This is a genomic window from Bradyrhizobium jicamae (assembly GCF_018130695.1).
In the GTDB taxonomy this organism is placed as follows: Bacteria; Pseudomonadota; Alphaproteobacteria; order Rhizobiales; family Xanthobacteraceae; genus Bradyrhizobium; species Bradyrhizobium jicamae_B.
Genome location: NZ_JAFCJX010000013.1, coordinates 175185 through 197064, shown reverse-complemented (window position 1 = coordinate 197064; position 21880 = coordinate 175185). Strand labels below are relative to the sequence as shown.

The 21880-nt window shown below is 64.7% G+C and carries 22 protein-coding genes; 9 read left to right on the top strand and 13 right to left on the bottom strand.

Annotated features, from left to right (window positions below):
* Positions 1–7 precede the first annotated feature (7 nt).
* From fliR to flgB, 5 genes are all read right to left on the bottom strand, one after another.
* Entirely contained in the window at positions 8–781 is a 774-nt protein-coding gene (fliR, locus tag JQ604_RS20660; protein WP_212360610.1) for a flagellar biosynthetic protein FliR, read from the bottom strand.
* Between the two features lie 17 nt (positions 782–798).
* Positions 799–1062 carry a flagellar biosynthesis protein FliQ gene (fliQ, locus tag JQ604_RS20655; RefSeq protein ID WP_212360607.1) on the bottom strand — a complete coding sequence of 88 codons (264 nt, stop codon included), beginning with the start codon at positions 1060–1062 and terminating at the stop codon, positions 799–801.
* A 111-nt stretch (positions 1063–1173) separates the two neighbouring features.
* Positions 1174–1485 carry a flagellar hook-basal body complex protein FliE gene (gene fliE, locus JQ604_RS20650; RefSeq protein ID WP_212360604.1) on the bottom strand — a complete coding sequence of 104 codons (312 nt, stop codon included), beginning with the start codon at positions 1483–1485 and terminating at the stop codon, positions 1174–1176.
* A 30-nt stretch (positions 1486–1515) separates the two neighbouring features.
* Complete coding sequence (gene flgC / locus JQ604_RS20645; protein WP_212360599.1) at positions 1516–1941, bottom strand: flagellar basal body rod protein FlgC; 426 nt, start codon at positions 1939–1941, stop codon at positions 1516–1518.
* A 13-nt stretch (positions 1942–1954) separates the two neighbouring features.
* Positions 1955–2365 carry a flagellar basal body rod protein FlgB gene (gene flgB / locus JQ604_RS20640; protein WP_212360596.1) on the bottom strand — a complete coding sequence of 137 codons (411 nt, stop codon included), beginning with the start codon at positions 2363–2365 and terminating at the stop codon, positions 1955–1957.
* A gap of 364 nt (positions 2366–2729) precedes the next feature.
* Between flgB and JQ604_RS20635 the strand changes: the two genes are divergently transcribed.
* The 5 genes from JQ604_RS20635 to JQ604_RS20615 all read left to right on the top strand — a co-directional run bounded on the left by JQ604_RS20635 (position 2730) and on the right by JQ604_RS20615 (position 7908).
* Positions 2730–3668: a flagellar biosynthetic protein FliO gene (locus JQ604_RS20635; protein ID WP_212360593.1), complete on the top strand. Its 939-nt coding sequence runs from the start codon at positions 2730–2732 to the stop codon at positions 3666–3668.
* A complete protein-coding gene (gene fliP / locus JQ604_RS20630; RefSeq protein WP_212360590.1) occupies positions 3665–4417 on the top strand; it encodes a flagellar type III secretion system pore protein FliP in 753 nt (250 codons plus the stop codon). Before JQ604_RS20635 ends, fliP begins: the two co-directional genes overlap by 4 nt.
* 86 nt (positions 4418–4503) lie before the next feature.
* Positions 4504–5376, top strand: coding sequence for a hypothetical protein (locus JQ604_RS20625; protein ID WP_212360587.1), 873 nt, complete (start codon positions 4504–4506; stop codon positions 5374–5376).
* A gap of 107 nt (positions 5377–5483) precedes the next feature.
* Positions 5484–6743, top strand: coding sequence for an LVIVD repeat-containing protein (locus tag JQ604_RS20620; protein ID WP_433996268.1), 1260 nt, complete (start codon positions 5484–5486; stop codon positions 6741–6743).
* A gap of 13 nt (positions 6744–6756) precedes the next feature.
* Positions 6757–7908 carry an aminotransferase class V-fold PLP-dependent enzyme gene (locus JQ604_RS20615; RefSeq protein WP_212360580.1) on the top strand — a complete coding sequence of 384 codons (1152 nt, stop codon included), beginning with the start codon at positions 6757–6759 and terminating at the stop codon, positions 7906–7908.
* On the opposite strand, the gene JQ604_RS20610 is transcribed toward JQ604_RS20615, so the two are convergent.
* Complete coding sequence (locus JQ604_RS20610; RefSeq protein WP_212360576.1) at positions 7905–8873, bottom strand: sensor domain-containing diguanylate cyclase; 969 nt, start codon at positions 8871–8873, stop codon at positions 7905–7907. The two genes, JQ604_RS20615 and JQ604_RS20610, sit on opposite strands and share 4 nt — an antisense overlap.
* Positions 8874–9224: 351 nt before the next feature.
* On the opposite strand from JQ604_RS20610, the gene JQ604_RS20605 reads away from it, so the two are divergent.
* The 3 genes from JQ604_RS20605 to JQ604_RS20595 all read left to right on the top strand — a co-directional run bounded on the left by JQ604_RS20605 (position 9225) and on the right by JQ604_RS20595 (position 11419).
* The gene (locus JQ604_RS20605; protein ID WP_212360572.1) at positions 9225–9419 is read left to right on the top strand and encodes a hypothetical protein; all 195 of its coding nucleotides are present in this window, start codon (positions 9225–9227) and stop codon (positions 9417–9419) included.
* Positions 9420–9494: 75 nt separating this feature from the next.
* Positions 9495–10883 carry a glycosyltransferase gene (locus JQ604_RS20600; protein ID WP_212360569.1) on the top strand — a complete coding sequence of 463 codons (1389 nt, stop codon included), beginning with the start codon at positions 9495–9497 and terminating at the stop codon, positions 10881–10883.
* A 47-nt stretch (positions 10884–10930) separates the two neighbouring features.
* The gene (locus tag JQ604_RS20595; RefSeq protein ID WP_212360567.1) at positions 10931–11419 is read left to right on the top strand and encodes an acyltransferase; all 489 of its coding nucleotides are present in this window, start codon (positions 10931–10933) and stop codon (positions 11417–11419) included.
* 127 nt (positions 11420–11546) lie between these two features.
* Here the strand turns inward: JQ604_RS20595 and JQ604_RS20590 are convergent, their stop codons facing one another.
* From JQ604_RS20590 to JQ604_RS20565, 6 genes are all read right to left on the bottom strand, one after another.
* On the bottom strand, positions 11547–12551 hold the full coding sequence (locus JQ604_RS20590; protein ID WP_212360563.1) for an FkbM family methyltransferase: 1005 nt from the start codon (positions 12549–12551) through the stop codon (positions 11547–11549).
* A gap of 133 nt (positions 12552–12684) precedes the next feature.
* Positions 12685–15114, bottom strand: a complete 2430-nt coding sequence (locus tag JQ604_RS20585) for a hypothetical protein (RefSeq protein ID WP_212360559.1) — start codon at positions 15112–15114, stop codon at positions 12685–12687.
* Between the two features lie 256 nt (positions 15115–15370).
* Positions 15371–15607 (bottom strand): tautomerase family protein, encoded by a 237-nt coding sequence (locus tag JQ604_RS20580; RefSeq protein WP_212360555.1) that lies wholly within the window; start codon positions 15605–15607, stop codon positions 15371–15373.
* Positions 15608–15618: 11 nt separating this feature from the next.
* A complete protein-coding gene (locus JQ604_RS20575; RefSeq protein WP_212360551.1) occupies positions 15619–16329 on the bottom strand; it encodes an SDR family NAD(P)-dependent oxidoreductase in 711 nt (236 codons plus the stop codon).
* A gap of 89 nt (positions 16330–16418) precedes the next feature.
* Positions 16419–17387 carry a LysR family transcriptional regulator gene (locus JQ604_RS20570; RefSeq protein WP_212360547.1) on the bottom strand — a complete coding sequence of 323 codons (969 nt, stop codon included), beginning with the start codon at positions 17385–17387 and terminating at the stop codon, positions 16419–16421.
* Between the two features lie 229 nt (positions 17388–17616).
* Complete coding sequence (locus JQ604_RS20565) at positions 17617–17805, bottom strand: hypothetical protein (protein WP_212360544.1); 189 nt, start codon at positions 17803–17805, stop codon at positions 17617–17619.
* Between the two features lie 423 nt (positions 17806–18228).
* Between JQ604_RS20565 and JQ604_RS20560 the strand changes: the two genes are divergently transcribed.
* Complete coding sequence (locus JQ604_RS20560; RefSeq protein ID WP_212360541.1) at positions 18229–21579, top strand: adenylate/guanylate cyclase domain-containing protein; 3351 nt, start codon at positions 18229–18231, stop codon at positions 21577–21579.
* A gap of 19 nt (positions 21580–21598) precedes the next feature.
* Here JQ604_RS20560 and JQ604_RS20555 read toward each other — a convergent pair whose 3' ends face one another.
* Complete coding sequence (locus JQ604_RS20555; RefSeq protein WP_212360538.1) at positions 21599–21835, bottom strand: hypothetical protein; 237 nt, start codon at positions 21833–21835, stop codon at positions 21599–21601.
* Positions 21836–21880 lie beyond the last annotated feature (45 nt).

The following is a 21880-nucleotide window of genomic DNA, read 5'->3' as shown; positions in this document are numbered from 1 at the left end:
CGTTATTTTATTTGAGCGGCGGCGTCAGCTGATGCATGACGCCAATGAAGTAATCCAGATAGGTCCCCATCATCCCGGCCAGCACCAGGCCGAAGATCAGGAAACCGGCCATGATCGAGAGCGGGACGCCGACGAAATAGACCTGCATCTGCGGCATCAGCCGCGCCAGCACGCCGAGCCCGATATTGAACACGAGGCCGAACACCAGGAACGGCGCCGAGAGCTGCAGGCCGAGCTTGAAGGAGGCGGCAAAGGCGGTGGTCGCAAGCGAGGCGACGTCGCCCGACGGCATCAGATCGCCCGGCGCGAAGATGCGGTAGCTGTCGCTGAGCGCGGCGATGACGAGGTAATGGCTGTCGGTCGCGAACAGCAGCGTCAGGCCCAGAATGGTCAGGAAGTTGCCGATGATCTGGCCCTGCTGGCCCTGGGTCGGATCGACGGCGGTGACGAAGCCGAGACCGAGCTGCTGGGCGATCACCGAGCCCGCCACCGAGAGCGCAGACAGCGTCACGCGCGCGGTGGCCCCGAGCACGATGCCGATGATGATCTCATGCACCATCAGCACGCCGAGCGAGGTCATCGAGTTGAGATCGACGGTGTAGGCGCTGCGATGCAGCGGCAGGATGATCAGCGTCAGCAGCAGCGCGATCGACAGCTTCACCCGCGTCGGGATGTTGCTCTCGCCAAATCCCGGCAACAGCATCACCATCGCGCCCACGCGCGCGAACACCAGGACGAAGACGGCGGCGAGCGCCGGCAGCAGGGAGACATCGATGCGCATACCTTACGCAAGATGCATCACCCGCCGATGATTCGCGACGAAATCCGCATCATGTGGGCGTGCAGCGAATCCGCCATGAACGGCAGCGCCAACAGCAGCGTGACAAAGATCGCGAGGATCTTCGGCACATAGATCAGGGTCTGCTCCTGGATCTGGGTCAGCGCCTGGAACAGCGACACCACGACACCGACCACGAGGCCGACCACCATCAGCGGCGCCGAAACCACCACCAGGGTCCAGATCGCATCGCGCGCCACGTCGAGAGTTTCAGCACCGGTCATTGTCGTCTCTCAGCTTTCACTTGTTACGTTACGGAGCCGCGAATGGTGAACGGCGAGTAGCGAATGGATTTTTCCCCATCGCCATTCCCTACTCGCCATTCGCCACCCCCGTCAGATCGGCATCTTCATGATGTCTTCGTAGGCCTGGATCACCTTGTCGCGCACCGAGACCAGCGTGGAGACCGCGACGTCGGTTTCCGCAACCGCCGTGACGACGTCCATCACATTCGCCTTGCCGGAGGCCATCGCCATGGTCTGCGCGTCGGACTTCTTGCCGACCTCCATGACGCTGCCGACGGCATCCTTCAAGAGCGCGGAGAATGACGGGCCGGCGGGGCCGCTCGCGGCCTTCTCGGCGCCGCCGCGCTCCATCATCTTGGCGAGATTGGCGTAGGCGTTGGCGGCAACTGTCGGTGAAGCCATGATGCGAATTCCCTGCTAACGTTGCTTGTGTCAGGCCTTGAGGATGTCGAGCGTGCGCTGGATCATCCGCCGCGTGGCGCTGATGATATTGAGGTTCGCCTCATAGGAGCGCTGGGCGTCGCGCATGTCGGTCATCTCGACCAGCGAATTGACGTTCGGATATTTGACGTTGCCCGCGGCATCCGCCGCCGGATTGCTCGGCTCGTATTTGACGCGGAAGGCGGACTGGTCCGGCCGCACCTTGCCGAGCGTCACGACGCGCGCGTCGAGCGTGCGATCGAGCGCGGACGAGAAGGTCGGGACCTTGCGGCGGTAGGGATCGCCGCCCGCGGCCTGCGCGGTGGAATCCGCATTCGCGATGTTTTCGGAGATCACCCGCATCCGCCCGGCCTGCGCACGCAGGCCCGACGTTGCGATGCTCATCGAGCGGGCGAAGTCGCTTGTCTCGTCTGCCATGGCCTATCTCCCCTCAGCGCTTGCCGATCGCGGTCTTCAGCATCCCGAGGCTGCGGGTGTAGAGCGAGGTCACCGCCGCGTAATCCATCTGGTTGGCGGAGACCTTCAGCATCTGATCCTCGAGGTTGACCGCGTTGCCCGCGGGACGGGTCTGGAAACCGCTGCGGCCGTGGTCGTTTTCGAAGGTCTCGGGTGCACCCGACGCCGCGATGTGGCTGCCGCTGGTGCGCATCATCGGCAGCGTTCCCATCCCGCCGCCGACCACGGAACCGGCATTATCCAGCTTCGGCTCGACCAGGTCGCGCGGCCGAAAGTTCGGGGTGTCGGAGTTGGAGATGTTCTCGGCGAGCACCCGCTGGCGTTCCTGATGCCACTGCATCTTGGTGCGCAGCGCCGACAGGATCGGAAGATCGTTCATGGCCATTGGCACGGCTCCGTTAACCTCTTGGACAACCCCTTGGGCCTTCCGAGGTAGGCAGAATTTGCCCGGTGTATGGTTAACGGCTGGTTAAGATGTGACCCGCCCTCGTGGAGACTACGGGAATGAGCCTTTTTGAGCGCATTTTCGCCACGATGGCTGCGTTAACCAGCCCACAGCAGAGACCGCGCGCGGGTTGAGAACTCGTTTTGGCACAAGCGATTCTTGGTCTATTAATAAGGTTGTCGGCTCGCATGCCGTGGCAGATTAAGAATTAAGGCGAATCGCGGGCCTGATTCGTGGATGGGATCGCTTCGAGGGCGCGTCGAAGCCAGCACGTGAGTAGGGCCAAATGGCCGGGGACAGCAGTATGCCGAACGTCGTGTGGTTCATCTTCGCTTTCATCGCCGTATTGGCGTTGATCGTGGGGTTTGCCTGGGCGCTCCGCCGCTTCGGCGGCAATCGTCTTGGCGCCAACGCCAACCGCGGACGGATGCCCCGGCTCGCCGTGATCGATGCCGCCGCGGTCGACGGCCGCCGGCGCCTGGTGCTGGTCCGCCGCGACAATGTCGAGCATCTCCTGATGATCGGCGGCCCCAGCGACATCGTGGTCGAGCCCAATATCGTGCGCGCCATGCCCGCGCGCGACCAGATGGCCGCCCGCCCCGCCGTGACCGGCGACACCCCGCCGCGGATCGCGCCGCTGCCCGACACCGCCTGGACCGAGGGCGAAGGCGCCCGCGCCGACACGTTCGACCAAGAGCCTGCGATGCCGGAGCCGCCGCCGCGCCCGGCACGGCCGTCCTTCGCCGATGAAGTCCGCCGCCCCGCGCCGCCGCCGATCGGCGAGCGCCGCAGCGATCCGCTCGCTGGGCTGACGCCGGAGCCGATTGGGACGCGCGCCGAACCACGGCCCGAACTGCCGCCGCGCCTGCCGCGTTCCGAACCCGCCATTCCGCGCCCGCCGCGCAGCAGCGAGCCGCCGAAGGCGCCGCCGGTCGTCCGTAACCCCGAGCGCGCCGCGGCTCCGCCGCCGCCTCCCCCGCCCGCGCCCGCCGCAGCAGCACCTGCAGGGCCGCCCGCGCCCTCCAGCGCCGACGCCAATCTCGCCGAGATGGCGCAGCGTCTCGAAGCGGCACTGCGCCGCCCGGCCGGCGCTCCCACTGAGACGACCGTCGCGCCGCCGGTTGCGCCGGAAGCTCCGCCTGCCCGCCCGGCAACTCCTCCGGCCGCGCCGCAGAAGAGCGGCTTTGAAAATCTCGAAGACGAGATGGCGTCCCTGCTCGGACGTCCGAAGACGCCTTCGTGAGGTTCGGGGCCCTTCCGCGTAGAGTTTTTTTCATCGCTGCACTGATCACCGCCGGGGCGCTCGCCGACCCCGCGATGGCGCAGGACATCAGCATCAATCTCGGCCAGGGCAATGGCGGGGTCACCGAGCGCGCGATCCAGCTGATCGCGCTGCTGACGGTGCTCTCGATCGCGCCATCGATCCTGGTGATGATGACGTCGTTCACGCGCATTGTCGTCGTGCTGTCATTGCTGCGCACCGCCTTGGGCACGGCGACCGCGCCGCCGAACTCGGTGATGATTGCGCTGGCGATGTTCCTCACCGCCTTCGTGATGGGGCCGGTGCTGCAGAAATCCTATGACGACGGCATCCGCCCGCTGGTCGCCAACCAGATCGGCGTCGAGGACGCGCTGCAGCGCGCCTCGGTGCCACTGCGCGGCTTCATGCAGAAGAACGTCCGCGAGAAGGACCTGAAGCTGTTCCTGGATCTCTCCGGCGAGCCGCCGCCGGCCTCGCCCGAAGCGATGTCGCTGCGCATCCTGGTGCCAGCCTTCATGATCTCGGAATTGAAGCGCGCCTTCGAGATCGGCTTCCTCTTGTTCCTGCCCTTCCTGATCATCGACCTCGTGGTCGCGTCCGTGCTGATGTCGATGGGCATGATGATGCTGCCGCCGGTCACGGTCTCGCTGCCGTTCAAGCTGATCTTCTTCGTCCTGATCGACGGCTGGTCGCTGGTCGCCGGGAGCCTGGTGCAGAGTTACGGGGGGTAGACCCGCGAAACATTCATGGCCGTCGCGCTGGATCAGCCGCCGCGTTCCACTATCATGCGCGGCAACGCATCCGGAGAACGATGTCCATGCAGCAATTCGACCGCGCCGCGGAAGATCTCGGCAATTCCATCCATTTCGAGCATGTCAACGTCCAGGTGCCGGACCAGCGGCTGGCGACGCTGTTCTATGTCGCCGGCATCGGACTGACCCGCGATCCCTATCTGATGGTGTCGGACAGCAACATGTGGGTGAATGTCGGCCGAAGCCAGTTTCATCTGCCGAGCGGCAAGCCGCAGGTGCTGCGCGGGCACACGGGCATCGTCATCGCCGGGCGGCAGGCGCTGCTCGACCGCCTCGCCTCCGTCGCGCGCAAGCTCGAGGGTACCGCCTTCGGCTTCAGCGAGCACAACGATTATGTCGAGGCGACCTGCCCCTGGGGCAATCGCCTGCGCTGCTACGAGCCGGATGCGGCGCGGTTCGGCCGCATCTCGCTCGGCATCCCCTATGTCGAGTTCGACGTGCCGCATGGCACGGCGGAAGCGATCAGCCGCTTCTATCCGGAGGTCGTCGGGATTCCGGCCGAGGTCAGCAATGGCTTCGCGCGCGCAAAAGTCGGCAGGGACCAGTATCTGCAATTCCGCGAGAGCGATCGCGTGCACGGCGAGTATGACGGCCACCACGTGCAGATCTACATCACCGACTTCTCCGGGCCCTACAAGCGGCTGCTCGAACGCAAGCTCGTGTCGCGCGAGGACAACCCGTACCAGTATCGCTTCTGCGACATCGTCGATCCCGCCGACGGCCGATACCTGTTCACGGTGGAGCACGAGGTGCGCAGCGCGACGCATCCGATGTTCATGCGCCAGCTCGTCAACCGCAATCCCGCACAGACCAACCGCACCTACGCCCATGGTCACGACGAGGCGCTGTGGGCGATGGGGCCGGATCAATTCGACTGAGACTGGACGGCCAATACAGAACGAAAAAAAATAAAACGGGGGAGACACGCATGCAAAGCCGCCGCGCCCATCTGCAAGGCCTTGTTGGCCTCGCCGCAGTTGCCGCGATGCCGCAGGCGGCGCGCGCCGACGATCCGCCGGTCCCGCCGGAAGGCATCGGCCGCGGCATCAAGCACCTCGCCTACAGCGACATGGCCGGACATCCCGACAGTGTCCAGCTGATGCTGAACCGCAATCACCTCTATGTCGGCCATATGTTCAGCGACGGCGTCACCATCCTCGACGTCAGCGACCCCCGCAAGCCGAAGCCGGTGAACTTCTTCACCGCCGGCGAATATACAAGGACGCATCACCTGCAGGCCTCCGACGATCTGCTGCTGGTCGCCAACGGCGCCAACATCGTCGCGATGCAGTCCTACAGCGACCAGCGCGGCTATTTCGAGAACACGCTGGCCGACAGCATCAGCAAACGGAAGAATTTCCGCAGCGGCCTGTCGATCCACGATATCTCAACGCCCGGCGAGATGAAGGAGATCGCGTTCCTGGAAATGCCGGGGCTGGGCATCAACCGCCTGTCCTGGATGGGCGGGCGCTATGCCTACGTCTCCGCGCATTTCGACGGCTTCACCGATCATTGCCTGTGCATCGTCGACCTCCAGGAGATCACCAGGCCCGTCATCGTGTCGAAGTGGTGGATCCCGGGCATGAACCGCGCCGCCGGCGAAGTCTCGACCGCACCGAAGGGCAAGCGCTACGCGCTGCATCACATGATCGTGGCCGGCAAGCTCGGCTACGGCGCCTGGCGCGACGGCGGCTTCACGATTCACGACGTCTCCGACCCCGCTCAGCCAAGACTGTTATCGCATATCACCTGGTCGCCGCCATTTCCGGGCGGCACGCACACGCCGCTGCCCTTGCCGGGCCGCAACCTCGCAGTCGTCGCCGACGAAGCGAATGCGGAGAAGTGCGCCAAGGGGATGTTCCCGATCTTCGTGCTCGACGTGCGCGCGCCGGAAAACCCTGTCACCATCGCGACCATGCCGGTGCCGCGCGACCGTGCCTATTGCGCAGCTCCCGGCACATTCGGCCCGCATAATCTGCATGAGAACCGGCCCGGCTCGATGCAGAGCGAGGAGACGATCTTTGCGACCTACAATGCCGGCGGCGTCCGCGTCTTCGACATCAGGGATCAGTTCGCGCCGAAGGAGCTCGCCTACTGGATCCCGCCGGCGCCGGCAAAATTGATCGATCCACGCCCGAATGTCGCGCTCGCCGCCAAGAGCGCCGATCTCTATGTCACGAAAGATGGATTGATCTTCACCACCGATTGGAATGCGGGCCTTCACGTGCTCGAATACCAGGGCTAATCAGAGTATCTGCATGCTTGCCTCACAGCGCGACCTCTTCGATATCCCGCGTCACGTCTGCTACCTCAACTCGGCGTCCTACAGCCCGCTGCCGCTGAAAACCCAGGAGGCCGGCCGCGCCGCGGTCGGCCGCAAGGGCCAGCCGTGGACGCTGGATGCGGGCTTTGCCAATCGCCAGAACGAGCGCGCCCGGAGCGCCGCGGCGCGGCTGATCAATGCCGATCCGGGCGACGTCGCGCTGATCCCGGCGATCAGCTACGGCGTCGCCACCGCGGCCAAGGTGCTGACCATCCCGCGCGGCTCACGCGTCATCGTGCTGGAAAACGACCACTCCTCGCCGGTGCTGGAATGGCACGAACGCGCCGAAGCGCAGGGGTTCACGGTCGAGACCGTGAAGCAGCCCGCCGATGGCGACTGGACCTCGGCCGTGCTTGCCACGATCGAACGCACGGGCGCGCCGCCGGTCAGCCTCGCCTCGATCTCCTCGGTGCACTGGTCCGACGGCGGGATGCTCGACATCGACCGAATTCAGGTCGCGCTGCGCCGGCATGACGCGATGTTCCTGATCGACGCGACACAGGGCGCCGGCGTGCTCGCGCTCGACGTCAAGCGCCTCGACCCTGATGTCGTGATCTTCCCGACCTACAAGTGGCTGCTCGGCCCCTATGGCCGCGCGTTCCTTTATATGGCCAAACGCCACCAGAATGGCGTGCCGCTGGAGCAGATCTCCGCCGCACGCCGCAATGTGCGCGCCGAGAACGCAGTCTATTTCACCGATCTCGCCTATCTCGACGACGCGCGCCGCTATGACATGGGCGAGCGCGATTACTTCATCTCGATGGAGATGGCGGCGATCGGGATGGAGATGCTCTCCGATTGGGGCGCGGCTGCTGTCGCCGAGCGGATCGCGATGCTCACCGACCGCATCGCCGACGGCGTGCGCGATCTCGGCGTCAATGTGCTGGAGCGGCGGCTGCGCTCACCGCACATTTTGAGCCTCGGCTTTGCCGGCGGGCTGCCGGACGGATTGATCGAGAAGCTTGCGCTGGAGAACATCTACGTCGCGCTGCGGCTCGGCCGCATGCGGGTCTCGCCGCACGTGTTCAATGACGAAGCGGATGCCGATCGTTTCGTGGCAACACTTGCAAAGATCGTGCGTCGTTAGCGCGTGCGGGCTTTCCGCTTGCCTGACGGCATTGCGCCCTGCGCGAACGCGGCCAGCGCCCGCTCACTCGAAAGCACGCGATCGCGGCCGGAATGCTTGGCGGCATAAAGCGCCTGGTCGGCGCGGGTCACCAGGTTGTCCGAGTTCATCTCGTCCATCGGCACTTCGGTGGCGACACCGAGGCTGAGCGTGACGTGCTTGCCGGCCCGTGCCGCGCCATGGGCCACGCGCAGATTGCACACGGCTTCACGCAGCCGCTCCGCGGCATGCAGCGCGATATCGTGGGTGGTATCCGGCATCAGGATCGCGAATTCCTCACCGCCATAGCGTGCCGCGACATCGGCGGGCCTTAAGCTGGCGCCCATGGTGGCGGCCACCGCGCGCAGGCAGTCGTCGCCCTTCTGGTGGCCGTGCAGGTCGTTGTAGAGCTTGAAGTGATCGACATCGATCAGGAGCAGCGACAGCGGCGAGCGCGTGCGCTGCGCCCGCGCCCATTCCAGCGTCAGCGCCTGGTCGAACGAGCGGCGATTGGCGAGCCCGGTGAGGCCGTCGCTGGAGGCCAGCGCCTGCAGCGCGGATTCGGCGCGCTTCTGGTCGGTCATGTCGCGCAGCGTCTCGACCACCGCGATCAGCCTTCCGTCTTCGTCATGGATCGGGCCCGCGTCGATCGCGAGATAGAGCTGGTTGCCGAGGCGCGGCATCACGCACCAGTTCTCGGCGCTGAAGCCGAGCCCGTGCGCCGACACCGTGAATTCCGGATAAAGGCTGTTGAGCAGATCGGGACGCTCGAGCGCCACAAGATCAGCGAGGCAATAGCGCTTGGTCTGATAGAACGCGCGCCAGTGCTTCTTGGTGCCGATGACGTCCTCGGCGGCGACCCCCGTCAGGCGTTCGCAGGCCCGGTTCCAGACCACGACCTCACGCGCCGGATTCAGCACGAAGGTCGGCACGACCAGGTGCTGCATCAGGCGCACGGCATATGACTGCCCCACCTCGGATGGTTTTGCGATCCGGCGCAATTTGTTTGTCTGCTCGCACTTCACGACGGACCCCGGCTCCTGGCGAGCACTTCAGCCGTCACGCGTTTCTCTACCCGGTACCGAGCATAAGTCGCATCCGTGGAGGGTAAGTTAGAATTCACGGTTAGCGATTGGTAAAGCCGGATTAAATCTTCGCGGCTCTCAGTCCATGCGCCGGCGGATTGGTCAGGGTTCCCTAACCACGCCGCCGAAGCTCGCCGCTCAAACGTGAACTGCTTCACATCAGCCGTGATGACCGCTGTGCAATCTCCTCGAAAAGAAAACCTGGAGGCGCCCATGCAAAAGCATTTCCACGAACTGAGCGACGCCGATCGCCATCTGGCGCGGCGCGTCGCCCTCACCTCGTTTGCGGTCTACGGATCGATCCTGGCCGGCTTCGTCCTGTTCACGGCCGCCGGCGGTCATCGCGACGTCAACCTCGCCTCCGCCGAAATAGTCACCTCTGCGCCGGCGAAATCGGCACCCCATTAGGCTCCCGAGGGTTGCCCGCCAACGGCCCTGCCCGCACTATGGTTCCGACGATTCCGGAGCGAGCTGCCTCTATAGATGCGCGTGCTGACCACCAATTGCTCCCTGCGGGGCCGTTCCGGCACCGAGGTGGTGACGATTGATCTCGCGCTCGGCCTGCGCCGCCGCGGCTATGAGGTCTGCGTGCTGACGCCGATGCCGGGCCCAAGCGCCGAGATTTTACGGCGCCACGACATCGTGGTGGCAGACGATCCCGCCAAGATCCCCTGGTCGCCTGATGTCATCCACGGTCACCACAATCACGTGCTGGCCGCGGCGCTCGCCGCCTGTCCGAAGGCGCCGGCGCTGTTCGTCTGCCATTCCTCGAACTTCTGGTTCGACGGCCCGCCCGCGCTGCCCCGGGTGCGAAAACTCTGCGCGGTCGATGAGGCCTGCCGCACGCGTGTCGCCACCGACACCGGCCGCGGCAGCGATGAGATCACCCTGCTGCTCAACGCCGTCGACACCGATCTGTTCGAGCCGCGCGTAGCGCTGCCGGCAAAACCAATGCGCGCACTGTTGCTCGCCAAGAACAATGCCCATGCCGACGCTGTCCGCATTGCGGCGAGCAAGGCCGGCATCGCGCTCGACGAGATCGGCAGCGCCTTCGGCAACGAGGCCGACGATCTCCACGAGCGGCTGAAGGGCTACGACCTCGTCTTCGCCACCGCGCGGATGGCGCTGGAGGCGATTGCAGTCGGCTGCGCCGTGATCGTCGTCGACGGGCGCGGGCTTGCCGGGCTCGTGACATCATCCGTGGTCGACGATTGGCGAGCCAGGAATTTCGGCCTCAGCCTGCTGACGCGTCAGCCTGGTCCGGAGACGATCGCCGCCGAGATCGCGCGCTACGATGCCGCCGACGCCGCGCTCGCCTCTGCGCGCATCCGCGAAACCGCATCACTGTCGGCTTATCTCGATCAGGTCGAGGCCGTTCACCGCGGCCTCCTCGCCGATCGCTTCGTGCCCAATGCCGTGGATGACCTCCGCGCCACCGGCGCTTTCATCACGGATTGGCTGCGCCGGCTCGGCGAAGGCATGATCCCGGAGAATTTCGACACGCTGCAGGCCGCCCACAAATTCGCGGCCGAGCATCAGGGCGTGGTCGCCGAGAACGCCACGCTGCGGCAGCAACTCGCGCAATTGCAGGCGCGCGCCGATCTGCTGGCCGAGGATCATCTGCAGCAGCAGCAGACGCTCGAGGCCCGCATCGCTGCGCGTGACCAGGACATCCTCGCGCTGCGTCAGGCCTTTGACGACGAGCTGCACACCCTGCGAGACGAATATGCCATGCTGAAGCAGACGCTGGAGACCACGATCGCGGGCGCGCAAGCCGAGAACGCCGAGCTCAACAGCATCCTGCAGTCGCCGCTCGCGACACTGCGTCATCACGCCGGCGCTTGGCGGGAGCGCCTGTTCCGCCGTAAATAGGCGGCCGCGGCCGGCTGATCGCTGTCCGCTCTCCCGGAAGGAATTTCATGGCCCTGACCAGCGGACAGCACTGCGTGATCGCCGACGATGCCGAGATCGGCGACGACACGCGGATCGGCAATTTCGTGCTGATCCGCGACCGGACCATGATCGGCAGGAATTGCGTGATCGGCTCCTATGTCGACATCGAGGGCGAAGTCAGGATCGGCCATTTCGTCTCGCTGCAGAGCCGCTGCTACATCACGCGCGGCGTCATCATCGAGGACGAGGTGTTTTGCGGTCCGGGCATCCTGACCATGAACGACAAGCGCATCGCGCATCGCCGCCCGTCGCTCACCTTCGACCGCCGCGCGCCGCGCATTCTGCGCGCCGCGCGGGTCGGCGGCGGCAGCGTGCTGTGCCCCGGTGTCACGATCGGCGAGAACGCGCTGGTCGGTGCCGGCTCGGTGGTGACGCGCGACGTGCCTGATGGCACCATCGTCGCCGGCAATCCGGCGGTGAAGATCGGCGACGTGCCGGCGGATCAGATCATCTAAAGCATGATCCGGAAAAGTGTGAAGCGGTTTTCCGAAAAGATCATGCTCAAACAAAGAGCTAAAGCGCGATGAAGATTCAACCCAATCTCATCGCGCTTTAGCGATCCAATGATGCCGACGACGGCATTCATTGAGATCGGCCGACAAGCGCGGTGATCCGCTCGGTCATCCTGTCGAGCAGGTTCTGCTTCGCCATGCGATCCGCATTGGCTGACGTCAGATCAGCCACCAGGCGGTCCATCACCGCCTGCTTCGCCTCGCGGTCGGCGTTGGCAGCGGTGAGATCGGCCACCAGGCGATCGACGATCTCCTGCTTGGCCGCGCGGTCCGCATTGGCGGCGTCCAGATCCCTGATGAGGTGATCGATCACCGCCTGCTTGGCAATACGATCGGCATCGATCACCTGCACCGTCTCGGACAGATCGATCCAGCCATCATCAGACGCGCGCAGCTCGGCCTTCGTGAACTTGTCGAACACATTCGGCGGCAGCTGGAAATGCCGCTTCAGCTCAAGACTCTCGCGCCGCAGATAGAAATTGTTGAGCCCGTCGAACCAGACCTTTTCGTACTCGTGCCCGGTCAGCGCGGGCTCCCATACGGCCCAGGTTTCATCACGGCGATTCACAGCCACAGCCTCGACAACAACGAGCACGGGACGGAAGCGCCGCCAGTCCGCACCGTCGAGCACGTCGCGCTCGCTACCCTCGACATCGATCTTGAGAAAATCGATTCCGCGATCGCCGGCATGGCGCTCGCAGATTTCGGCAAGGCTGGTGCAGCCGACCTCATGGGTGTGGACCGTCGCGCCCTGCTGCCTGAGGCTCTCCATCACGTTCTGGTCGCCGGTCGAATTCTCGCGGAACTCCGCGATCTCGTAGAAGGGCTGCAGCCCCTGCCCCACGCCGACCATGGCCTGCAGATTGACATCGCGCGCCCGCGCCGCCGTCAGCCGCGCAAAGAAATGCGGCAGCGGCTCGACGTTCACGCCCTGCCAGCCGGCGTCGTAGAAATGCTTCGTCACCGAAAAGCGAACCGGATCCGCCGCCCCGATGTCGATGTAGAAGCCGCGGTGATCCGACGGAAACAATCGCGCGATCATCACGTCTTCGAAATTCTGGGCGTAGGAGATCAAGCGCTGCGCTCCCTGAGGGATCAAGCTCGCGTCGGCGAGGCCCACGCTCTGGTTCGCGGGTCGCGGGTCGCGGCGCAGATTAGAAACTTGACGACGGCCGGGCAAGCACGGCCGCCGTCGCAAATCGCACGGCCTATTGCAGCCCTTGGCCGATCAGGCGGCGCCGGGTCCATGCCGCCGCAGGCGCCACGGAGAACAGCCAGGCCAGCGCATAGAAGCCCATCGCCAGCAGATACAGGAAGGCGAAGCCGAAATACATCGAGTTGTATTCCATCAGGCCGCCGAACAGCGCGCCCATCAGATTGTAGGCCAGCGCGGTCGAGACGTTGACGTCCGCCTTGCCGATCAGGCCGGAGAACACCATGCCGGAGAAGAACAGCGGGATCGTCAGCAGCACGCAGCTGACGACCAGGCCGACCGCGGGCAGGCTGAACATGGTGAGCTCGTGGTTGCGCGCGGAGAAATAGCCGACAAGGAGGCTGATCAAGAGGCCGAGATAGGCGAGCCCCGTGCGCGGCAGCAGCTTGCGCTGCGCCATCAGATTGGCGAGGAACGCCATCACCAGCACCATGATGATGGTCGCCGCGACGACGAACCAGGTGCCGCCGAGATGCAGGCCGAGCTCGGTGATCGCCTTGGTCTCGACCAGCATGAAGCCGGCGCCGAGGAAGAAGAACGGCAGGTAGCCGCGCTCGACCGGTCCGGTCCAGCCGATGGTCCGACGGACGAACATCGTCGACAGCAGCAGCACCATGCCGAGCGCCACCATGTAGCTCACCGGATAGGTCCGCGCGATCATGTAGAAGAACGGCCAATCGTCGGTCGGAATGCTCTCGGCCGGATAGGGTTGCGCGAAATGCGCTGAGACGTCGGCAAAGCCGAACTTGGCGTGCCCACCGGGATCGGCCAGGCTGACGTCGCGGCCGTTCTGGGCGACGAACGCGGTCGTGGTCTTGGAGTCGTAGCCGACGCGGATCGCCAGCGGCCTGCCGGCGCCGGGAATGCCCTGCAGGATGTGCGACAGCTTGAAGCCGAGCGATTCGTTGGGCAGCGCGAATGCGATCGACATCACGCCGTCGGGCTTCAGCAGGCGGAACGCCTCGGTGATCCCCTCCCTGGTGTAAACATAGGAATCCACGCGCAGGTTGGAGGCGTGGCTCAGCGAGGTGTGGGAATCCAGCACCCCGTAGATGATCAGGTCGTACTTCTGATGCGCGGTGCGGAAGAAGTTGCGGGCGTCGTTGATGTGCAGCGTGACGCGCGGATCATCATAGGGGTGCTCGGGGTGATAGCGCTTGCCGAGGAAGGCGATCGCGGGATCGATCTCGATCGCATCGACATGCGAGGCGCCCATCCGCAGCGCAGCGGCGACGTCGTTGCCGCTGCCCGCACCAACGATCGCGACGCGCTCGGGCGCCCTCTTGAAGTTGAACGGGAACTCGTAATAGGCGCGAACATAACCGTCCTCCTCGGACTCATGGCCGCGATTGGCTTCCGCGAAGTTGAAGACCTTCTGGTAGTAGGAGCCGCCGGACAGGATGTTCATCAATCCGTCGGACTTGCCCATCCGCTCCAGCAGCTGATACGGCGAATAGATGCGCTGGATCTCGGTCTGCACCGGCCAGGACAGCACGACCAGCAGCAGGCAGAGGCTGGCGACGCCGAGCGGCATCCGCGCGTCGCGCGCCAGCACGAACACCAGCAGCGTGCCGCCGACCGCGGTGAACCACACCGCCGGCGGCAGCCAGAACAGGCTCATCACGAACAGCACCAGCACGCCGACGATGCTGCCGGCGAGATTGAGGCCGTAGGCACGCAGGGCATCGGTGCTGCCCAGCAGCTTGCCGCAGAGCTGTCCGACCGGATAGCAGATGCAGGCGCACAGCACGAAGCTCATGCCGAGCAGCAGATACAGCGGCACGCTCTGCTGGATCATCGCGAACCAGTCGAGCCGGTCCATCCAGATGCTGATCGAGGTCTGCTCCTGCATCGGCAGGCCGGTGAACACGTCGGCGGAGGCGCCGACGTCATAGCGCAGCAGCGTGATCATGGTGACGAATGCCGCCAGCATCGGCAGCACCAGCGCCGGCGCGCAGGGCTGCTTTTCGGCGACCGCGTAGCCGGCGCCGAGCCCGAGGAAGCAGGCGAGCAGCGTAAAGTTCTTGAAATAGGAGAACACCGGGAAGACCGAGGCGAGCCAGCGGATCATCATCAGTTCGAGCAGCAGGCTGACCATCGTCACCAGCACGATCAGCCGCACCTTGTCGCGGGTCTCGGTCGCCGCGAAGCCGGTCTCGAACAACTGGCCCATCCGCTCGATTTCGCGATCGACAGGCGCGGCAAGCCAGGCCGGATAGATCGCAACCACCAGCGCCGCCGCGCCGAGCAGCACGCGGAGGCCGATCAGCAGCCAGTCGGCGGCACCGAATGCCTGTCCTTCGATGAACAGGCGGATCGACAGCAGGGCGTAGATGAAGACCAGGGAACTCAGGCAGATACTGAAAAAGCGAACGAGCCGATGGTTGGCGCCATCATGCGCAGCGTCGATGGAGAGAGACGGCATGGTTCCCACGATCCCGGTTTGTGTCCGAAACCAAACTGTTCTGCGTCCCATTAACAATCAGAAAAGTCTCGCCAACAATCCCGCCCTCTCGCTGCGGTTGCAGTTAACTTATGGTTGCATTTAGGACCGCCTGTATCGGACTACGGTTCCGGGCGGGTTCCACCTCCGGCGGAGACGCGACCGCTCTCAGCTGCGATTGCTGCGATCGTTCGCGGCGATGACGGCGCAAGGAAACCTTGCGCCGTCATCGGCGAGCTCAGCTCGCGCGTGCCGCAAGCTTCTTGCGATAGTCGAGGACGGGAAGCCCGCCCCAGCCCCAATTGTCGGTGTCGACTTCCTCGATGACGACGAAGGTCGATTCCACGGGCTTGCCGAGCACGTCGCGCAACAGCTCGCTGGTGCCCTTGATCAGGGCCGCCTTCTGCTCCGGCGTGGTGGACGACGCGCCCGGCGCCGTCCCCTCGCGTGTGACCTGGATGGTGACGATGGGCACGACCCGCTCCGTTAGTGACCCGCGCTCTGGCCGCCGTCGACATGCAGGATCTCGCCGGTGACGAAGCCTGCGCCTTCGAGGTAGAGCACGGCATCGACGATGTCCTTGACGTCACCCATCCGTCCGACCGGATGCTGGTTGGACAGGAAATCATGCGTCTCCGGACCATGCATCGGGGTCTTGATGACGCCGGGCGACACCGCATTCACGCGCACGCCCTTGCGGGCATATTCGATCGCGAGCGATTTGGTCGCCGCATTGAGGCCGCCCTTGGTCAGCGAGGCCAGCACCGAGGGCACGTTGCTGTTGGCGTGATCGACCAGGCTCGTCGTGATTTGCACGATATGGCCGGAGCCCTGCTTCAGCATTTCCTGCGCGGCGCGCTGGGTCAGATGGAAGAAGCTGCCGAGATTGATCGCGAGCACCGTGGCGTAATCCTCGGCGGTGTAATCGGTGAACGGCTTTGCGACGAAGATGCCGGCATTGTTGACCAGCGTGTCGATGCGGCCGAAGCGCCCAAGCGCCTGCTTGACGACACGATCTGCGACCTCGGGGTCGCTGATGTCGCCCGCCACCGCCAGCACGTCCGGATCGGACGACGCCTTGATGTTGCGCGAATTGGCGACGACGCGGTAATTGCGATTGCGGAAGCCTTCGACCAGGCCTGCACCGATGCCCTGCGACGCACCGGTGATGATGGCAACCTTCTGCTCTGCACCCATGATCTCTCTCCGTCGTTTGAAGAAGCGGGCGTCATGTCCGCCTCGATGGAGAGCAAGCTAGATCCGTCCGTTGCCTGAGCGAATGCCCGCTATTCGGACGACACTCTTCCGCGCGGCGAACGAATGGCCGCGGCGTTCCGGCTGGCCTCGCGCGACAGTTTTTCGAAATACCGCTTCAGCCGCGGGCCGGCGAAATCGACGAAGGCGCGCACCTTCGGCACGGCGAAACGTCCCTGCGGCGCCAGCAGATGCACCGGCAGCGGCGGATACTCGTCCTTCGCCAGCAGGATCTGCAACCGGCCCTCGCGGATCTCCTCGGCGATGTGATAGGAGAACAGCCGCGTGACGCCATGGCCTTCTGCGGCGGAGGCGACCGCCGCGCGCACCGTGTTGACGATCAGCCGCGGCGCGAACTGCACCGCGCGCGGCACGGAGGATTTCTTCGCCGGCGGGAAGCTCCAGGAGTCCATTCCGAAATGCGTCATCGAGATGATCTGGTGTTTTGCCAGATCAGCAGGCTCGTCGATCACAGGGTGCTGCGCCAGATACGCGGGCGAAGCCGCGATCACCCGGCGCACCTCGCCGAGCTTGATCGCCACGAAACTGGAATCGGCGAGATGGGCGATGCGCAGCGCGACGTCGATCCCCTCGTCGATCAGGTTCACGGTGCGATCGAGCAGCACCAGCCGCACCGTCACCGCCGGATATTCCTTCATGAAGGCATCGAGCACCGGCCGCAGCACGTCCTCGCCCGGCACGACAGGCGCGGTCAAGGTCAGCATGCCCCGCGGCGCCGTCCGCTCGCCGCCGGCGAGGATGTCGGCCTCCTCCAGCTCGGTCAGCACCCGCCGGCACGCCGCCGCATAACGCTCGCCCGCCTCGCTCAGCTTCAGCGAGCGCGTGGTCCGGTGCAGCAGTTCGGCGCCGACATGATGCTCGAGAAATGCAATCGCCCGGCTCACCGCCGCCGGCGACCGCCTCAGCCGCCGCCCAGCGCCAGCAAGGCTGCCCTCATCGACCGCGGCGACGAAGACTTTCATGGCGTCGATGCGGTCCATCACGGCTCGCTTGCTGGAAGTGTCCGGGATGAAATTAGTCGGAAGCGACCGGCGGGCAAATACCCCTGAACGTGGTGTCTACAGAAGGGTTGGCCGATATGCTTTGATGCGTCTTCTCAAGGATTTGGTCCCGTCCGACGGGTGTCCCCATGTCATGGGTTCTTACCCGTCAGCTGCGTGGGCGATCTCATCGCTGATGTGCGAGGCATTTCTTTCCCGGCGGCCTTGCCTACTGGTACCGCAGTTCGCGCTTTGCGCCCCCACCGCCGCTCACCTGGTCTTCCTCGTCAGCATCCTTGATCTCGGAAAGAGCTTCCGGGACCTTGTGCTTTTCAGGCGAGATCAGGAACTGCTTGCGCATTTCGGCCAGGCGGGCCCGGCAGTATTCGCGGTAGAGAATGTCGAATATGGCGGGCATGGTTCACTCCCGTCATGTCATCTGCACCCAGCTCCCACGCTATCATTCTTTCTGGAATGCGCAGTGAACTGGATCACAAGCTTTACCTTTTTGGGAAAAATTGGCAATCGAGCTCGTCGATGCATCGACGCGTGAGAAGAGGCGTATCCCGCCCTGCGCGCGCGACGCGAGGCATCTCCAAAAATCATCTTCATCATTGCGTGCAATTCGAGCTTTCCGCGGCGCGGAAGTTTGCTTGCCGCGTGTCGCTCGTGGCGCAGTCTGCACATATCAGTCAGGTTGCGCGAGGTTGCGAGCAGCCACCGCTAGCTGCCGCCGGACGGCCGCAAACAGGACGTGCCATCCGGGAAATATTGGAATAACGTTTCTGTTGCCGTGGTCCAAAGTTCGGCCAGCCGCCAACCCCAACAGTCGGTGGAGCCCATGCAGCAGATTGCGGACTGGCTTGAACAGCTTGGGCTTGGGCAATACGCGCTGCGTTTTGCCGAGAACGGGATCGATTTCAGTGTCCTTCCCGAGCTGACGGATCAGGACCTGGAACGGCTCGGGGTCCTGCTCGGCCATCGTCGCAAAATGCTGCGCGTGATCGCCGAGCTCAATCAATCCGAGTTGGTCGCCGAGCCGGCTCGTCAGCACGATGCCGAGCGGCGACACGTCACCGTCATGTTTTGCGATCTTGTCGGGTCGACTGCGCTCTCGACGCGCCTCGATCCCGAGGACATGTGGGAGGTGATCCGCGCCTATCGGGCCGCCTGCGCGAGGGTGATTGCCACGTATGACGGCATCATCGCCAGGTTCGTGGGCGACGGAATCCTCGCCTATTTCGGCTATCCCCGCGCCCATGAGGATGACGCGGAGCGCGCCGTGCGAGCGGGGCTCGACATCGTCGCGGCCATCAGGTCACTCGACACGCGCGCGGAAGAACGGGTCGCAGTGCGGATCGCGATTGCGACCGGGCTCGTCGTGGTTGGCGACCTCATCAGCGAAGGCGCGTCCGAACAGCAGGCCATGGTCGGCGATACACCGAACGTCGCCGCCCGGCTGCAGAGCCTGGCGGAGCCCGGAGCGGTTGTCGTTGCTGCCTCGACGCGCCGCTTGCTCGGTGATCTCTTTACGTTTCGCAGCCTCGGCTGCCGCGAGGTCAAGGGCATTTCCGAACCCATCGAGCTCTGGGTGGTCGAAGGTGGAACGACATCGGAGAGCCGCTTCGAGGCGGTGCGCACCGCCCGCTCCCTGGGCTTTGTCGGCCGCAAGGCAGAGATCGAATTCGTGCTCGCGCGGCAGCAGCTGGCGTGGCAGAGCCAAGGCAAAGAAAAAGGCAAAGGACAAGGCCAGGTGGTGCTGATTTCCGGCGAGGCCGGAATCGGAAAATCCTGCCTCGTGGCAGCGCTGTCGGAGCGCCTGGCGTTCGGCTCACACCTCCGGGTGCGCTACCAGTGCTCGTCCTACCACACCAACAGCGCGCTTCACCCCTTCATCGCCCAGCTCGAGCGCGCCGCCGGCATTCGGCCGCAGGACACGTCCAGCCAGAAGCTCGACAAGCTCGAGGCGATGCTGGCGCTCGGGACGCAGCAGCTCGCCATAGCGACGCCGCTCATTGCCGCGCTGCTTTCGATCCCGACAGGCGATCGCTATCCGTCGCTCGGCTTGAATCCCGTGCAGCAGCGGCGGCAAACCTTCGCCACCCTTCTCGACCAGCTCGAGGGCCTGGCGCGGCAGCAACCGGTGCTGGTTGTGTGTGAGGACATGCATTGGGCCGATGCCACGACGCTCGAGCTGTTCGACCTCACGGTCGATCGGATCAGGGGACTGCCGGTCCTCCTGCTCATGACGTTCCGGCCCGAGTTCGAGCCGCCCTGGACCGGTCTTGCCAATGTCAGCCTGCTTCAGCTCGATCGGCTCGACCGGCAAGACACCCGTGCCCTGATCGAGCAGGTGGCCGTGGGACGACAGCTGCCGGGCGAAATGCTGACGCAGATCCTCGACAAGACGGACGGTGTCCCGTTGTTCGTCGAGGAACTGACCAAGATGGTGCTGGAATCCGGACTGCTCGTAGAAGATACCGGGCGCTATCGCCTTGATACTCCGGTACCACCGCTCGCCATTCCCGCGACGCTGCAGGACTCGCTCATGGCGCGGCTCGACCGGCTGGCGCCGGTCAAGGAGGTGGCCCAGATCGGCGCCGCAATTGGCCGCGACTTCTCCTACATGCTGCTGCGCTGTGTGGCAGGGCGCGACGATCTGGCGCTGAGCGCCGCACTGGGGCAGCTCGAGCAGGCCGAACTGCTGTTGCGCCATGGGACGCCGCCGGATGCGACCTACAGCTTCAAGCATGCGCTGGTTCAGAAGGCAGCCTATGAGAGCCTGCTCAGGAGCCGCCGGCAAATCCTGCACAAGTCCATTGGCGACGTCCTGCGCGACAGGTTTCCGGTCATCGCCGAGAACGAGCCGGAAATAGTCGCATACCACTTCACCGAAGCCGGATTGAGCGTGGTGGCCCTCGAATGGTGGCGCAAGGCGGGCGAGCAGGCGCTGAAGCGCTCGGCATATTCCGAAGCCATCGCACATCTCGGCAAGGCCATTGCGATCGCCGATGAGCTGCCCGATGAGCCGGGCGGCCCCGTGAACCGGCTGCATCTTCAAATCGCGTATGGCCGTGCGCTGCGGGGCAGCCTCGGACACAGCGCCCCCGAAACCGTGGCCGCATGGACGCGCGCTCGACAGATCGCCGCCGACATCAATGATCCCTTTGAACTGGCGCCGATCCAGTCGGGCCTGTTCAATGCCAGCCTGACTCACGGCGAGCTCGCGCCGATGCGAGAGTTGGCAGCGGCAATAGCGAGCACCGCCGACCGGCGACCGGACTCGCCGCTAGCTTCAATCATCGCGCATTACGCCAGCGGCGTGACCGCCTGGTTCGGAGGCGAGTACCTGAACGCCAGGCTGCATCTCGAGCAAGCTCTCGCGGTCTACGATGCCGAGCCAAATCCCGCGATCTTCAAGGCATCGACGCTCGACCTGCCGTCCGTCATCAAGAGGTTTCTTGCTCTGGTGCTTTGGCCGCTTGGCAAGATCGAACGATCGCGCTGGCTCGCCGCGGAGGCGGTGAGTGCCCCCGGCGAAAAGCGTGCGCTTGCTCAAGTCAATGCGCTCGTTCACGGCGCCGTTTTCGAAGGGCTGCGCGGAGGCATGCTGGAAGCAGCAGAGACAATCCTTGCCCTCGCCCGCGACCACGCGATGCCGCTGTATGTGGCCGCCGGCACGCACTTGAGCGGCCTGGCAAAGTGGCGCACCGGCGACCGAATGGAAGGACTCGCGGACATGCAGCGAGGCTGGGCGCTCCTTCACGAAAATGACTGCTACCTCTGTGAGCCGTTTTGGGGAATGCACGTTGCGCTGGCGAACGCAGAGGCGGGGCAACGCGAGACGGGCCTCGATATCCTGAGAAATCTGATCGGCTGGGCGGAGCAGACCGGCCAGCATTGGCTGGATGCCGAACTGCATCGTGTTCGTGGTGACCTTTTGTCGAGGAGCGAACCGTCGAACATTCCCGCCGCCGAAGAGGCCTTTCATCAAGCGCTGGAAATTGCCCGGCACCAACAGACCAAGACTTTCGAGCTGCGCAGCGCCCTTGGACTTGCGCGCCTTTACGTCAGATATGATCGAACGGCGGCAGCATCCGAACTACTCACGCCGGTGCTCCGCGATTTTGACAGGGAGCGCGATCTCCCTGAGATCGACGAAGCGCAGACATTGCTCAGGCAAATGCGGTAGCCCGGCCGCCGTTCTGGCCCTACCCTTTCACGTCATACTGCTTGCTGAGGTGATCGCCGATTTGCACCAGCATCGCGACGGATTCGGGATAGCCGGGCTTTGCCACCGTGGCCGCGTCGGCGCTGGCGCGGAACTCCCAGCTGTCGCCGTCGCGGATGATGGAGATATCGAAGCCGTCGGGTCCGTCGGCATGCGCCTTGAGCTCGGCGCGCGCCATCCCGATGAGTTCGGCTTCAGTCTTGATCGGCTTGCTCATGGTCGCAACATCTCCCCGGCATTTCTGGTTGATGCCAAGGTTGCC

What these genes read in the sequence shown, in the direction of transcription:
- fliR (WP_212360610.1), bottom strand. Translation starts at nt 781, where the DNA reads ATGCGCATCGATGTCTCCCTGCTGCCGGCGCTCGCCGCCGTCTTCGTC.
- fliQ (WP_212360607.1), bottom strand. Translation starts at nt 1,062, where the DNA reads ATGACCGGTGCTGAAACTCTCGACGTGGCGCGCGATGCGATCTGGACC.
- fliE (WP_212360604.1), bottom strand. Translation starts at nt 1,485, where the DNA reads ATGGCTTCACCGACAGTTGCCGCCAACGCCTACGCCAATCTCGCCAAG.
- flgC (WP_212360599.1), bottom strand. Translation starts at nt 1,941, where the DNA reads ATGGCAGACGAGACAAGCGACTTCGCCCGCTCGATGAGCATCGCAACG.
- flgB (WP_212360596.1), bottom strand. Translation starts at nt 2,365, where the DNA reads ATGGCCATGAACGATCTTCCGATCCTGTCGGCGCTGCGCACCAAGATG.
- JQ604_RS20635 (WP_212360593.1), top strand. Translation starts at nt 2,730, where the DNA reads ATGCCGAACGTCGTGTGGTTCATCTTCGCTTTCATCGCCGTATTGGCG.
- JQ604_RS20625 (WP_212360587.1), top strand. Translation starts at nt 4,504, where the DNA reads ATGCAGCAATTCGACCGCGCCGCGGAAGATCTCGGCAATTCCATCCAT.
- JQ604_RS20620 (WP_433996268.1), top strand. Translation starts at nt 5,484, where the DNA reads ATGCCGCAGGCGGCGCGCGCCGACGATCCGCCGGTCCCGCCGGAAGGC.
- JQ604_RS20615 (WP_212360580.1), top strand. Translation starts at nt 6,757, where the DNA reads ATGCTTGCCTCACAGCGCGACCTCTTCGATATCCCGCGTCACGTCTGC.
- JQ604_RS20610 (WP_212360576.1), bottom strand. Translation starts at nt 8,873, where the DNA reads ATGCAGCACCTGGTCGTGCCGACCTTCGTGCTGAATCCGGCGCGTGAG.
- JQ604_RS20605 (WP_212360572.1), top strand. Translation starts at nt 9,225, where the DNA reads ATGCAAAAGCATTTCCACGAACTGAGCGACGCCGATCGCCATCTGGCG.
- JQ604_RS20600 (WP_212360569.1), top strand. Translation starts at nt 9,495, where the DNA reads ATGCGCGTGCTGACCACCAATTGCTCCCTGCGGGGCCGTTCCGGCACC.
- JQ604_RS20595 (WP_212360567.1), top strand. Translation starts at nt 10,931, where the DNA reads ATGGCCCTGACCAGCGGACAGCACTGCGTGATCGCCGACGATGCCGAG.
- JQ604_RS20585 (WP_212360559.1), bottom strand. Translation starts at nt 15,114, where the DNA reads ATGCCGTCTCTCTCCATCGACGCTGCGCATGATGGCGCCAACCATCGG.
- JQ604_RS20575 (WP_212360551.1), bottom strand. Translation starts at nt 16,329, where the DNA reads ATGGGTGCAGAGCAGAAGGTTGCCATCATCACCGGTGCGTCGCAGGGC.
- JQ604_RS20570 (WP_212360547.1), bottom strand. Translation starts at nt 17,387, where the DNA reads ATGGACCGCATCGACGCCATGAAAGTCTTCGTCGCCGCGGTCGATGAG.
- JQ604_RS20565 (WP_212360544.1), bottom strand. Translation starts at nt 17,805, where the DNA reads ATGCCCGCCATATTCGACATTCTCTACCGCGAATACTGCCGGGCCCGC.
- JQ604_RS20560 (WP_212360541.1), top strand. Translation starts at nt 18,229, where the DNA reads ATGCAGCAGATTGCGGACTGGCTTGAACAGCTTGGGCTTGGGCAATAC.
- JQ604_RS20555 (WP_212360538.1), bottom strand. Translation starts at nt 21,835, where the DNA reads ATGAGCAAGCCGATCAAGACTGAAGCCGAACTCATCGGGATGGCGCGC.